The 12,974-nt window shown below is 59.8% G+C and carries 12 protein-coding genes; all 12 read left to right on the top strand.

Annotation, left to right across the window (positions count from 1 at the left end):
- Positions 1-239: 239 nt before the first annotated feature.
- Complete coding sequence (gene hinT, locus AACT07_RS10850; protein WP_069527683.1) at positions 240-590, top strand: purine nucleoside phosphoramidase; 351 nt, start codon at positions 240-242, stop codon at positions 588-590.
- Positions 590-2,026: a COG3014 family protein gene (locus tag AACT07_RS10845; RefSeq protein ID WP_069527681.1), complete on the top strand. Its 1,437-nt coding sequence runs from the start codon at positions 590-592 to the stop codon at positions 2,024-2,026. Before hinT ends, AACT07_RS10845 begins: the two co-directional genes overlap by 1 nt.
- Before the next feature lie 82 nt (positions 2,027-2,108).
- Complete coding sequence (locus AACT07_RS10840; RefSeq protein WP_005334038.1) at positions 2,109-2,507, top strand: YcfL family protein; 399 nt, start codon at positions 2,109-2,111, stop codon at positions 2,505-2,507.
- A complete protein-coding gene (gene lpoB / locus AACT07_RS10835; RefSeq protein WP_005344633.1) occupies positions 2,507-3,103 on the top strand; it encodes a penicillin-binding protein activator LpoB in 597 nt (198 codons plus the stop codon). The genes AACT07_RS10840 and lpoB overlap by 1 nt, the downstream gene beginning before the upstream one ends.
- Before the next feature lie 10 nt (positions 3,104-3,113).
- Positions 3,114-3,938: a phosphotransferase gene (locus tag AACT07_RS10830; protein WP_253182253.1), complete on the top strand. Its 825-nt coding sequence runs from the start codon at positions 3,114-3,116 to the stop codon at positions 3,936-3,938.
- Between the two features lie 3 nt (positions 3,939-3,941).
- Positions 3,942-4,799 carry a DUF6279 family lipoprotein gene (locus AACT07_RS10825; RefSeq protein WP_069527677.1) on the top strand — a complete coding sequence of 286 codons (858 nt, stop codon included), beginning with the start codon at positions 3,942-3,944 and terminating at the stop codon, positions 4,797-4,799.
- 96 nt (positions 4,800-4,895) lie between these two features.
- Positions 4,896-5,330 carry a hypothetical protein gene (locus AACT07_RS10820; protein WP_005334044.1) on the top strand — a complete coding sequence of 145 codons (435 nt, stop codon included), beginning with the start codon at positions 4,896-4,898 and terminating at the stop codon, positions 5,328-5,330.
- A 158-nt stretch (positions 5,331-5,488) separates the two neighbouring features.
- On the top strand, positions 5,489-7,291 hold the full coding sequence (secD, locus tag AACT07_RS10815) for a protein translocase subunit SecD (RefSeq protein WP_069527676.1): 1,803 nt from the start codon (positions 5,489-5,491) through the stop codon (positions 7,289-7,291).
- Positions 7,292-7,442: 151 nt separating this feature from the next.
- On the top strand, positions 7,443-8,360 hold the full coding sequence (secF, locus tag AACT07_RS10810) for a protein translocase subunit SecF (RefSeq protein ID WP_005334046.1): 918 nt from the start codon (positions 7,443-7,445) through the stop codon (positions 8,358-8,360).
- Between the two features lie 290 nt (positions 8,361-8,650).
- Positions 8,651-9,952 carry a glucose-1-phosphate adenylyltransferase gene (gene glgC / locus AACT07_RS10805; protein WP_005334047.1) on the top strand — a complete coding sequence of 434 codons (1,302 nt, stop codon included), beginning with the start codon at positions 8,651-8,653 and terminating at the stop codon, positions 9,950-9,952.
- A gap of 408 nt (positions 9,953-10,360) precedes the next feature.
- Positions 10,361-11,434, top strand: coding sequence for a 3-deoxy-7-phosphoheptulonate synthase (locus tag AACT07_RS10800; RefSeq protein ID WP_021231016.1), 1,074 nt, complete (start codon positions 10,361-10,363; stop codon positions 11,432-11,434).
- A gap of 135 nt (positions 11,435-11,569) precedes the next feature.
- Positions 11,570-12,697, top strand: a complete 1,128-nt coding sequence (tyrA, locus tag AACT07_RS10795) for a bifunctional chorismate mutase/prephenate dehydrogenase (protein ID WP_069527771.1) — start codon at positions 11,570-11,572, stop codon at positions 12,695-12,697.
- Positions 12,698-12,974: the final 277 nt, after the last annotated feature.

Here is a 12,974-nt window from a genome sequence, read left to right as displayed (position 1 = left end):
TATATGCAAAAGTCCCTTGCCTGAGTACCCCGTCCTTTTGATACCCTGCAGACCACCCTGAACAGGCGCTGCAGATGACGTCCCTCTGGCTATCGGTATTTTTAACAATAACTGAAGGGAATGGGACATCAGCTGTGTCAAATGTCGGCTTATGTCACACTTGGCGTGCTGCTCGCCCCCCTTTCGGGAGCCGCTTGGGGTTCTAGTTCAATTTTCTGTTTCATATAAGGGAGTTAGCCATGGCGCAAGAAACCATTTTCAGCAAAATCATCCGTAAAGAGATCCCCGCCGACATCCTTTATCAAGACGATCTGGTCACCGCATTCCGGGATATCCAGCCCAAAGCCAAGACCCATATTCTGATCATCCCCAATGTACTGATCCCCACCGTCAATGACGTGGAAGCCGAACATGAACTGGCCCTTGGCCGGATGTTCACCGTGGCCCGCAAGCTGGCAAGCGAGGCGGGCATCGCCGAAGATGGTTACCGCCTCATCATGAACTGCAACCGCCACGGCGGGCAGGAGGTCTACCACATCCACATGCATCTGGTCGGTGGCCAGCCGCTGGGACCGCTGCTCAGCCAGTAATGAATCGCCACGCCTCAACCTGCCGCAGCGCCCTGTTGCTCTGCGGCGCTCTGCTGTTGCTGGGAGGCTGTGCCTCCCGCTGGCAGGATATGTTCGTCTCCTACTCCGATCAGATGGTGCCCCTGCGCAACCAGCTGCTGCTGGGCCATGCCGCCGAGGCTCTGCCCGAAGTGCGCGACTCCACCCTTGGGGATGACACCTTTGTGCTGGATCGGCTCGAACAGGGGCGCATTGCCTGGCTCGCCGGTCAGGATGCGGGCAGCAAGCAGGCGTTCACCGCCGCCGACAGCCGCCTTCAGTGGGAAGACAATCAGGCCGAATACCGGCTGAGCCACGGTCTGGATCAGGTGGGCAGTCTGCTCACCAACGATCAGTCGATGGCCTATCGTACTCCCGATTACGAACGCACCATGCTGCATCACTATCTGGCCCTCAACTATCTGCAACGGGGTGATGCCGATGGCGCCCTGGTAGAGGTGCGCCGGGCCAATCAGGTGCAGGAGCAGGCGCTTAAACGGCGAGCCGATGAGGTGCGCAAGGCGAAGGATGAGAGCGAAGAGGCCGAAGCAGAAGGCGAAATGCGCCAGCTGATGTCGCGCGGCGCACCGGATCTCGACCGGTTGATCGGCAAGGTCAAAAACGGTTTTCAGAACGCCTATACCTTCTATTTTTCCGCCGTGCTCTATGAGGCGGCCGGGGATCTCAACGATGCCTGGGTCGACTATCAGCGCGGCTACCAGATAGCGCCGGACAACCGCAGCCTGCAAGATGCCTTGCTGCGTCTGGCGCGGCTGCGCGGCGCACCGGACGAGATCCGCGAGACCGAGAAAAAGATAGGCCGCAAAGCGCCGCCGCTTGCAAAAGATCAAGGCCAACTGGTGGTGCTGTTTGAAGATGGTTTGATCCCGGCACGGCGAGAACTGTTCCTGCCGCTGCCCATCTCCACCTCCCGCGGCGATTTTCGCACCTTTACCGTCGCCATCCCCTATTACGATAATCGGGCCAGCGACACCGGCCCGCTGACGGTGGAAGTCGGCAAGCGGGTCGAGCAGACCAGCGAGCTGGTCAGGCTGGAAGCGCTGGCCGCCAAAGATCTGCAGGAGCGGCTGCCCGGCATGCTGACCCGCCAGGCGCTGCGACTGGTGGCCAAGGAGCAGATGCGCCGCACCGCCGCCAAAGAGGGAGGGGATGTGGGCAATATTCTGGTGGGGATCTTCAACACCCTCTCGGAGCGGGCCGATACCCGCAGTTGGCTGACGCTGCCCGCTCAGGCATCGAGCTGGCAGGGAATGGTGCCGGCAGGTGACATCAATCTCATCCTGGGCGCGGGGGCAGCCCAGCGGCAATTACCGCTCACCATCCACAAGGGACGCACCACCCTGGTCTGGGTACAGCGCCTCGGCGCCGGTCTGACCACCCGGGTGATGCCGCTCTGAGCAGATGGCGAAGATAGATGAGCAAGACAATTAACCGGGCAGGCTCACACGCGGCCCCACTCACCCGATTAAGGAGAGCAAGATGAAAGCATACGGGTTGGCCCTCGGGCTCGCGCTGCTGCTGACCGGCTGCGCCACCAACACCTCCGGCGTGGCGCTCTATGGCCCGGCGGGCGGTGCACCCACGCTGGAGCAGCATCAAAACGTCAACGTTACCCTGACCGAGCTGAGCCGCCGCCAGCAAAATGGCCTGCTGCAGGTCAATGTGGCCGCCGCCAGCACCCAGCGCGGCGATAACAAGCTGCAATATATCTTCTATTGGTATGATGAGGCCGGTCAGGAGGTCGCCAGCGATGGCCGCGGCTGGACCCCCATCAAGCTGCATGGCTATCAGACCCGCACCCTCTCGGCCCTGGCGCCCAGCCCGGCGGCGCAGGGTTACCGGATTTACGTACGCGAAGTGATTGAGGAATCCTACTGATGAAAATGAATCATGCCCTGCTGATATTGACCTCTGCATTGCTCTTGGGCGGCTGCTCCAGCACCACCGTCAGCTATGGCGATCCCACTGAAACCGAAACCGTTACCGTCGATTACGGCTCAAGCGATCTGCAGGCCATCGCCGACAAGATGGCGGACTCCATGCTCGCCTCCCCCGCCACCAGCGAGATCACCGCTGGCGGTCGTCCGGTGATGTTTATGGACTCTATCCGCAACAAGACCTCCGAGCACATCGATACCGAAGCCATCACCGACACCATCCGCACCAAGTTGCTGCGGGCCGGCAAATTCCGCTTCGTTGACATGAGCAAGGTGGCCGCCGTCAAGCAGCAGCTCGAATACCAGCAGAGCAGCGGCATGGTAGACCCGGCCTCCATGGTACGTCTGGGCAAGCAGACCGGTGCCCGCTACATGGTCTATGGCAACCTCAGCAGCATCGTCAAGGACAATGGCAAGGTGAAGGATGTCTACTACCAGATGACCATGAACCTGATGGATCTGCAAAACGGCGAACTGCTGTGGGCCGATCAGAAAGAGATCCGCAAACAGGCGAAGAAATCCACCTTTGGCTGGTAACAGACTCCTGGTGACAGGCAACTGTGATCCGCTACTGGCCAGCCTGCCCGCCCCCTGGCGGGAGGGGCAGCTGGAACCACTCGGGTTAGGCCTGACCAACTGCAACTATCGACTGCGCCTCCCCTCGGGGCGCAGTTACTTTTTGCGTCAGGGCCACTCCGACCCGGTGCGCCTTGGCATCGACCGTCCCACCGAGTGGCAGCTTTATCAGGGGGCGATAGCCGAAGGACTAGCGCTGCCTTGCCACTATGGCGATCCCGCCAGCGGTCTGATGCTGCTCGAATGGTGCGATGAGCCAAACTGGGTACACGCGGCGCCACCGGCAGCCGATCAGCCCCGTCTGCTGGCGGAGGTGCTGCGCAAGCTCCATCGCCTGCCGCTGCCTGCGGTGGTGATGGCGGTGCGAGCCCACGCCGCAGGCTATCGCGCCCGACTGGCCCACATTCCCTCCTGGCTGCCCGCCCTGGAGCGGGGCTTGCTCGCCAGCAGTGAGCCAAATGATTGCTGGCGCCCTTGCCACCATGATCTCAATCCGGCTAACTTGTTGGGAAGCAAACCCTGGGTCATCGACTGGGAGTATGGCGCGGCAGGTCACCCCGGCTTTGAGCTCGCCAGCATCCAGCGCACCCATGAGTGGCCCGCCGAGCGGCGCGACGAGCTGGAAGCGCACTATCTGCAGGCCGTGCCGCGCCACCAGTGGCCCGATTTTCAGAGCGAGGCATTTTTACCCTGGGTCGACTATATCGGCCTGCTCTGGGCCCTACTGATGGCAGAGCAACAGCCCTCACTCGACTATGACACCCTGATCGCCATCAACCGGCAACGACTGGAGTAACAGATGATAAACAAGGTGCGCTGGCACAAGCCGAAAACCTGGGGTCTGCTGCTGATCGGCCTGCTGCTGACCGGCTGCTCCACCCGGGTGATCTACTACTGGCTCGATACCGCCATCATCTGGCAGTTGGATGACTACTTTGCCCTCTCCTATTCGCAGAAGGATCTGCTCAGCCGCGAAGTGAAGGGGCTGATGGTCTGGCACCGCCAGCACGAGCTGCCTCGCTACGCCAAGGATCTCGATGCACTGGCCAAGGCGGTGGCCAGCCCCATGACGCCGGAGCAGATCTCGACCAATCTCGATGCGGTGCAGCAGAGTCTGACCCGTACCCTTGAAAACACTATCCCCCGCGCGGTCAGGCTGGCGCGCACCCTGACCGATGAGCAGGTGGCCCGCTTTATGACCGATCGGGTCAAGCGGCAACAGGAGCGGCAAAAGGACTTTGCCACTGAGCCCAAAGAGCAGATGCTGGCGGAGTTTCGCGACAAGATGAACAAGCGACTCGAGTTCTGGATTGGCGAGGTGAAACCGGCACAGGCGCCACTGGTGGCCCAGTGGGCCGAATGGCAATACGAGCTGATGCCCCCCTGGCTCGAGTTTCAGGAGTCCTGGACCCAGGAGCTGGACAGGCTGATGAAGCAGCGCCAGAGTCCCGACTTTACCCGCGAGCTGACTGACCTGCTGGCCGAGGGGGATGGGCTGATGGATGGCCGCTTTACCGGCTATACCGAACAGTCGCGCCAGCGTACCGTCAACTGGCTGAGCGCCATGAGCCAGTCGCTGGATATCTCTCAGCGGGCCCATCTCTACTCCCTGCTCAAAGGTTATGCACGCGACTTCAAGCAGATGAGCGGCAGCTGACGAGCGGCACCGAATGGTGCCATGCGCCCGGGGCTACCTTGTTCAAACCGGGCGCTTATGGTAGTTTGCCCTTTCTATTTATCGGGAATTAACTTTTTGCGCCTTATCGACAAAGTAAAACTGGTGCTGGTAACTCTGGTTATCGCCCTCACCCTGCTTTGTTCCATCGCCCGAATGGAAGGCCCGCTGCTACCCGCATCTCCCCAGAGTGAACAGCAGCAGACTCAGGTGTTCAATCAGCTTAGCGACAGCGATGATGGCATCATCAAGTTTGTCGGCAGCCATCAGAATCACCTGCTGCGTCTCGAACAATCCCTGCGCAGTGACAACCAGCCCAAGAGTGTGGTCTATGAGCTGATCCAGAGCTGGTCTGCCCAAGCAATCCTGCTGTTGCTGCTCGGCTGGCTGATGCTGGCACCCGAGCTCTATCACAAACAGAGTTTTCGCGATCGCTTCGGCGCGATCCACCGGCGCCATCTACAGCGCCAACATCTGCAATATCGCTTCACCCAGAGCTATCTGAGCGCCTGACCCCGGAGGGGCTGGCACATCCACTGTTTGCTCATCTCCTCTTCCTGACGGATCCGGCAACTGCCTGATCCGCATCTGATGCATCCCATTTTTTGCGCCTTGCCGAGCCTTGTTGTTATCGGCCTGGGCACCATTCTCCTGACAGAGGCTTGTTTGCCATGAGAAAGAGCAATCGCACCGTTCTCAACCGCATGAGCAAGTGGCAGTACGCACTGCTGCTATTGATGCTGTTGACCTTTACCTTTTACTCCCTGCCCACCTTTTTCGGTGAGCAGCCCTCCCTTGGCCTGCACGGACAGCAGCGCCTGACCACCCAGCAACAGATGTTGCTGAGCGACAAACACCTGACCCCGCTCAAGGTCATTGAGCAACCTGAGCGAGTCGAGCTGGTCTTTGCCAGCCAGGGCGAGCAGCAGCGCGCCAAGCAGTTGCTGGAGCTGCAAGGGGTCGATAGTGCCGCCCTGACCCTGGAGTTTCACTCCAACGCGCCGGCCTGGATCACCCGCCTCGGCGCCGACCCCATCAAGCTGGGGCTCGACCTGCGTGGCGGCTCCCAACTGCTGATCGGGGTGGACGTGGACTTTGTCATCGACAATCAGACCAAGAATCTGGTGGATACCCTGCGTACCCGCTTCCGTGAAGCCAATCTGCGCGGCGCCAGTGTCACGCGCACGGCACAGGGCGCCGTAGCCGTCACTCTGCCGGAGGTGGCCGAACAGGATAGCTGGCTCTCTATCATCAAAGAGAGTGCCGGTACCCGTCAGGATCAGTGGAAGCTGACCCGCTCCGGCAATGATCTGAAACTGGTGCTGAGCGAGGCGGAGCGTACCCTGCTGGTCAACAACGCCGTGACCCAGAACCTGTCGATCCTGAAAAAACGGATCAACGAGCTAGGCATCGTCGAAGCCTCGGTGGTGCGTCAGGGGCAGGATGGCATCCGTATCGAACTGCCCGGGGTACATAACCCCAAGCAGGCGAAAGAGGTGATCGGCGCCACCGCCTCGCTGGCCTTCTACGAGGCCAAAGCCGACAGCCACTTCTATATCGCCGATCGCAACGGTCAGGCTGTTGGCATGGCGCGCAAGCCGGTACTGACCGGCGAGCACATCGTCGATGCTCGCGCCAACATGGGCGAGATGGGGCAACCCCAGGTCAATATCGTGCTCGACACCCTGGGTGGCAGCAAGATGAACCAGTTCAGCCGACAGCATGTGGGCAAGCCGATGGCGACCGTCTTCACCGAGTACAAAACCAACGCCCAAGGCAAACTGCGCGCCCAGAGCGAGGTGATCAACGTCGCCACCATCCAGACCGCCCTTGGCAACCAGTTCCGCATCACCGGCATTGGCAGTCTGCCGGAAGCGCAAGAGCTGGCCATGCTGCTGCGTGCCGGCGCCCTCACCGCCCCTCTCAAGATCCTGGAAGAACGCAGTATTGGCCCGACGCTGGGGATGCAGAATATCGAGGCGGGCTTCACCGCACTGGCCTTCGGCATGGCGGGCATGATGCTGTTCATGATGGCCTGGTACCGCAAATTCGGCTGGGTTGCCATCACGGCGCTGGTCGCCAACTTGTTGATGCAGGTCGGCATGCTGGCGGTGCTGCCGGGCGCCGTGCTGACCCTGCCGGGGATCGCCGGTCTGGTGCTGACGGTGGGCATGGCTGTGGATACCCATGTGCTGATCTTCGAGCGGATCAGGGACCGTCTGCGAGAAGGGGGCTCACTGGCCAACGCCATCGACTTTGGCTATCGCTCGGCCTTCCACACCATTTTCGATGCCAACATCACTACGCTCATCTGCGCCGTGGTGCTCTACTCCATCGGCTCCGGGCCGCTGCAGGGCTTCTCCATCACCCTCATTCTGGGTCTGCTCTCCAGCATGATCACCGGGATCTGGGGGACGCGCGCCATCATCAACCCCCTGTGGGGACGCAGCAGCGAGCGCACGCTGAAGGTGTAACGGGACAGCAGTCCCTCTGATGAGCGGCTTTGACTGCGCCATCGGCTATGGATATGGCCGGAGCGGCCAAAGCAGAACACTATTTTCCCGGCGTGTCGCGACACGTCGTGATGGGCCAACAGCCTGATGCTGGCTGGCCAAGGAGAGAATTATGTTGAGAATGATCGTTGCCATGGGGCTGACCCGTTGGCGCTATATCGGCCTGTGGGCTTCCATCCTGCTGACCGTGGCCAGCGTCGCTATCTTGCTGGTGAACGGCCTGACATTGGGGCTCGATTTTACCGGCGGGATCCTGCTGGAGTTTCATATCCAGACCCTAAAAGAGGCCCATGAGCTCAATGCCATGCTGGTTTCCCCGCTGGCGGGAGCCGTTGAGCTGAGCTCGGCCGGAATTCCCGGCGAGTGGCTGATCAAGCTGCCCCCCCACGAACTGCCCTGGCCCGCGGCGGATCTCGCCACCATGCTGACCCAGCAGTTGGGGATGCCGGTCGAGTTGCTGCGCACCACCATCGTTGGCCCTCAGGTGGGTGCCGAACTGTTCCAGCAGGGTATGCTGGCGGTGCTGGTCGCTTCGCTGGCGATGTCGGCCTATCTGGCGTTTCGCTTCGAGTGGCGTCAGGCCATCGGCATTCTGCTCTCGGTGGTCCATGACGCCATCGTGGCGCTGGGGCTGCTGTCACTCTTTCAGATCGAATTCGATCTGAACATCATCGCCGGTTTAATGGCGGTGATCGGCTACTCCCTCAACGACAGCATCGTCATCTCGGACAGGCTGCGGGATCTGCTGAGCTCGCGTACCCAGATGGGCATCCACGAATGCTCCGATGTGGCCATCAAGGCGACCTTCAGTCGCACCATGATCACTTCGGGCACCACCCTGTTTACCGTGGGCGCGTTGTTGCTGTTTGGCGGTGACGCCCTCTACGGCTTCTCCTTCACCCTGTTTGCCGGGATCCTGGTGGGCACCGTCTCCTCCATCACCGTCGCCTCGACCGTGCAGGAGCTGCTTGGGCTCACCCCGCAGGCCTACCAGAAGAAGAGCGAGGAGCCACTGGCCAACGCAGCCTGAATCTTGTTAATCAGGCCCGGCTCACCGGTTCTCAGCGAACCGGGCCCCTGCCAACCATTGGCAGGGGCTTTTTCCCATTCCTCCTGTCGGTCTCTCGCCGCCCCTTTTGGTGCTCGGTTCGTCTCAATTGACAACTGACCATATTGAAAGCAATGACGGATCAACCCGTCATTTTTAATAACAAAAAGGTCATTTTATTACGTCAGAAACCATAAAGTGTGACTGAAAGCACTTTCTTGAGGGCTCAAAGGAGGCAACATTGTAGTGATTTATCTACAAAGGGATATGAGATGTTGTTACAACCTGCCAATACAGCAAAATCCAGACAGTTGCTGAACGAGACCATGGCTTTGGTACTCGCAGGAGGGCGGGGTAGTCGCCTCAAACAGTTAACCGACAACCGTGCAAAACCTGCCGTTCATTTCGGCGGCAAATTCCGCATCATCGATTTCGTGCTCTCCAACTGCATCAACTCCGGCATTCGTCGGGTCGGTGTCGTGACCCAGTACAAATCCCACAGCCTGTTGCGCCATCTCCAGTCCGGCTGGTCTTTCCTGCGCTACCAGATGAACGAGTTTATCGATCTGCTCCCTGCCCAGCAGCGGGTGGATGAGGTGAACTGGTATCGGGGTACCGCCGATGCGGTCTACCAGAATCTGGATATCATCCGCGATCACGCCCCCAAATATGTAGTGGTGCTGGCGGGCGATCACATCTACAAGATGGATTACGCCGCCATGCTGCTCGACCACGTCAATATGGGCGCCAAGGTGACCGTTGCCTGCATCGAGGTGCCACGCAGTGAAGCAAGCGCCTTCGGGGTAATGGCGGTGGATGATGATCGCAAGATCAACGCCTTCGTCGAAAAGCCCGCCAACCCGCCCGCCATGCCGGGCAAGGCCGACACCGCGCTGGCCTCCATGGGCGTCTATATCTTCGATGCCGAGTATCTCTATCAGCTGCTGGAAGAGGACATTGCCAACGAGCAGTCTCATCACGATTTCGGCATGGACGTGATCCCCCGCGTGGTGAAAGAGGGCACCGCATTCGCTCACCCGTTTGGCATGTCCTGTGTCGGCTGCTGTCCGGATCGCCGCCCCTACTGGCGCGATGTGGGCACCGTGGACTCCTTCTGGGAAGCCAACATGGATCTCGCTTCCGTCACGCCTGAGCTGGATATCTACGATCAGGACTGGCCCATCTGGACCAGTCAGAACATGACTCCTCCCGCCAAGTTCGTGCAGGACCGAAACGGCCAGCACGGCATGACCATCAACTCCATGTTTGCCGGGGGCACCATCGTCAGTGGCTCTTTCATCCTGAGTTCGGTGCTCTTTACCAATGTGCGGGTCGACTCCTTCTGCACTCTGGATCAGGCCGTTATCTTCCCGGGTGTGGAGATTGGTGCCGGTTGCCGACTGCGCCGGGTGGTAATCGACAAGGGGTGCAAACTGCCAGAAGGCACGGTGATAGGTGAAAACGCCGATGAAGATGCACGTCGCTTCCACCGCTCCGAGCAGGGCATAGTGCTGGTCACCCAGGGGATGCTCACTCGCCTGAACAAAGAGCTGCAGGGAAAACAAAAGCGCTGATCCGCAGCCAGACGGGATCCCCCTTCCTACCGCAAAGGGAGCCATCATGGCTCCCTCTTTCTATGGCTGACCAGATAGCCACCTCACACCATCATTGCCATCGCGTAGCTGTGCTGCAGAGATGACATTCAATGTGGTCGAACAGCTGGACAATGCAGCCTTTACGCCTCAAAGCGTAAACATTAAATTACAAAACAACCATTACCCCTCCGAAAAACCCTCTGTATTATTCCTGTTTGCGCTATATAGCAGCGCCTTTATCTAACTTATTAGCGGTAAATCCGCTAGTTTCACTTGATTGTTTGTTTTTCCTTGGTAAGGTGAGGGCGGTTGCGTAACAAAGCAGGTACCAACGTAAATATATCGGTACAAACGCTTTTGGCTTAATACAGTAGAGAGAATGAAATCATGCAAAGAGACCCCCTGAACAACATCCATATCCAGTCCGAACAAGTGATGATCACGCCTGCCCAGCTCAAGGAGAAGTTACCTATCTCCGACAAGGCGCTGGCATTCGTGCAAGGGGCCCGCAATACCATCGCCGACATCATTCACCGTCGCGATCACCGCCTGCTGGTGATCTGTGGTCCCTGCTCCATCCACGATATGGACGCCGCCAAAGAGTACGCAACCAGACTCAAAGCGCTGCATGATGCCTATCAGGACTCTCTCTACATTGTCATGCGGGTCTACTTTGAGAAGCCGCGCACCACGGTCGGCTGGAAAGGCTTTATCAACGACCCCAATCTGGATGGCACCTTCGATGTGGAGCTGGGGCTGCACCGTGCCCGCGAGCTGCTCTGCTGGCTGGCGGAGCTGGAGTTGCCGCTGGCCACCGAAGCGCTCGACCCCATCAGCCCGCAATACCTGGCCGAGCTCTTCTCCTGGTCAGCCATCGGCGCCCGCACCACCGAATCCCAGACCCACAGGGAGATGGCGTCCGGTCTCTCCATGCCGGTCGGCTTCAAGAACGGCACCGACGGCAACCTGGGGACTGCCATTAATGCGTTGCAAGCGGCCTCCTCCCCTCACGCCTTTATGGGGATCAACCAGCAGGGCCAGGTTGCGCTGCTGCAGACCCAGGGCAACCCGGATGGCCACGTGATCCTGCGCGGCGGCAAACATCCCAACTACGACTCGGTCAACGTGTCGCTGGCGGAAGAGGCGCTGGAGAAAGCGGGCCTGCTGCCGAGCCTGGTGGTGGATTGCAGCCACGGCAACTCCAGCAAGGATCACCGTTTGCAGCCCAAGGTGGCCGACAACGTCATCCACCAGATCCAGGAGGGCAACCGCTCCATCATCGGGGTGATGCTCGAATCCAACCTGTTTGAGGGTAACCAGTCCAGCGAGCAGCCCAAGGAGCAGATGCGCTACGGGGTCTCCATCACCGATGCCTGCATCGACTGGGACACCACCGCTACCCTGCTGGCCCGCTGCCACAACCAGCTGGCTGACCCCCTCAAGGGCAGAACTGCACGGTAAGCCGTGGTATCTTGTCGTAACCTATTGAACAATCTGGGTATCACCGCAGGTGGCATCTGGCAGCTCATGCCGTGATACCTTGTTGCATCTTGATTTTCAGGGCGCCGCCGCTTGCGGCGCCAGCAGGGGCTGGATATGGCTGAAGAGTTGAATGTACTCAGGGATAAGATAGATGCGGTGGACAAGCAGCTGATCGATCTGCTGGCCGCCCGTCTGGCCCTGGTGGGAGAAGTGGGTGAGGTAAAGAGCCGCCACGGTCTGCCCATCTATGCACCGGATCGGGAAGCGAGCATGCTGGCCCGCCGTCGCGCCGAGGCCGAGCAGTTGGGGGTGCCCGGCGATCTTATCGAAGACGTGCTGCGCCGGGTGATGCGTGAATCTTATGCCAGCGAGAAAGATACAGGCTTCAAATGCATAAAGCCGGATCTTGGCAAAGTGGTCATCATCGGCGGTCAGGGCCAGCTTGGTCGGCTGTTCGGTCATATGTTCAGCCTCTCAGGCTACCGGGTCGAGACGCTGGAGCAAGCCGACTGGCCGCGCGCTGACGAGATCCTCGCCGACGCCGGTCTGGTGATGGTGGCGGTGCCCATCGATATCACCTGCCAGATCATCGACCGCCTCGGTAACCTGCCCCCCCACTGCCTGTTGGTGGATGTCACCAGCGTGAAAGCAGCGCCGCTCGAACATATGCTGGCGGTGCACCAAGGGCCGGTACTGGGACTGCACCCCATGTTCGGGCCGGATGTGGCGAGTCTCGCCAAGCAGGTGATCGTCTGCTGCCAGGGTCGTGACCCCGCCGCCAGCCAATGGCTGCTGGATCAGATGACCATCTGGGGCGCCCGCTTGCAACAGGTGGAAGCCAAGGCCCACGATGAGGCGATGACCCTCATTCAGGCACTGCGTCACTTCGCCACCTTTGCCTATGGCTGGCACCTCTCCCGGGAGCAGGCCAATCTGGATCGCCTGCTGAGTTTGAGCTCCCCCATCTACCGGCTGGAGCTCGCCATGGTGGGGCGGCTGTTCGCTCAGGATCCCCACCTCTATGCCGACATCATTTTGTCGTCACCGCAGAATCTGGCGATGATCCGTCGCTACTACCAAAACTTCGGCGAAGCGCTGGGGCTGCTGGAGCGGGGGGACAGGGACGGTTTCATCGAGGCCTTCTCGCAAGTTTCCGGTTTCTTCGGTGAGCATGCCGACCAGTTCCTGCGTGAAAGCCGCATGCTGCTCGCCCAGGCCAACGACCGCCGCCAACACGGCTGATCCTGCAAAAGCCGCTACCTCAAATCACCAGAAAGGGAAGATGCCTGGGCATCTTCCCATTTTATTTGTTACCGATTTAAACACTGACGTCAGTCACGCTCGGCCCTACGTCGAGCCCTACCGCTGACTGGCCTCAATGCCCTCCTCTGGCGCTGCCTCACATCCAGCAAGTATGCCTCCTCAATATCCACGCAATCCGCGCAAATAGCACCGCCCCTTGCAAGGGCTGCCAGATTCTCACTGTCAAACCAAGCTGCTGCGAGCAATGACTGTATTG

Origin of the sequence: Aeromonas sp. ANP5 (assembly GCF_963870295.1) — a bacterium.
GTDB lineage: Bacteria > Pseudomonadota > Gammaproteobacteria > Enterobacterales > Aeromonadaceae > Aeromonas > Aeromonas veronii.
This window is presented reverse-complemented; position numbering and strand designations above follow the sequence as displayed.

What these genes read in the sequence shown, in the direction of transcription:
- hinT (WP_069527683.1), top strand. Translation starts at nt 240, where the DNA reads ATGGCGCAAGAAACCATTTTCAGCAAAATCATCCGTAAAGAGATCCCC.
- AACT07_RS10845 (WP_069527681.1), top strand. Translation starts at nt 590, where the DNA reads ATGAATCGCCACGCCTCAACCTGCCGCAGCGCCCTGTTGCTCTGCGGC.
- AACT07_RS10840 (WP_005334038.1), top strand. Translation starts at nt 2,109, where the DNA reads ATGAAAGCATACGGGTTGGCCCTCGGGCTCGCGCTGCTGCTGACCGGC.
- lpoB (WP_005344633.1), top strand. Translation starts at nt 2,507, where the DNA reads ATGAAAATGAATCATGCCCTGCTGATATTGACCTCTGCATTGCTCTTG.
- AACT07_RS10825 (WP_069527677.1), top strand. Translation starts at nt 3,942, where the DNA reads ATGATAAACAAGGTGCGCTGGCACAAGCCGAAAACCTGGGGTCTGCTG.
- secD (WP_069527676.1), top strand. Translation starts at nt 5,489, where the DNA reads ATGAGAAAGAGCAATCGCACCGTTCTCAACCGCATGAGCAAGTGGCAG.
- secF (WP_005334046.1), top strand. Translation starts at nt 7,443, where the DNA reads ATGTTGAGAATGATCGTTGCCATGGGGCTGACCCGTTGGCGCTATATC.
- glgC (WP_005334047.1), top strand. Translation starts at nt 8,651, where the DNA reads ATGTTGTTACAACCTGCCAATACAGCAAAATCCAGACAGTTGCTGAAC.
- AACT07_RS10800 (WP_021231016.1), top strand. Translation starts at nt 10,361, where the DNA reads ATGCAAAGAGACCCCCTGAACAACATCCATATCCAGTCCGAACAAGTG.
- tyrA (WP_069527771.1), top strand. Translation starts at nt 11,570, where the DNA reads ATGGCTGAAGAGTTGAATGTACTCAGGGATAAGATAGATGCGGTGGAC.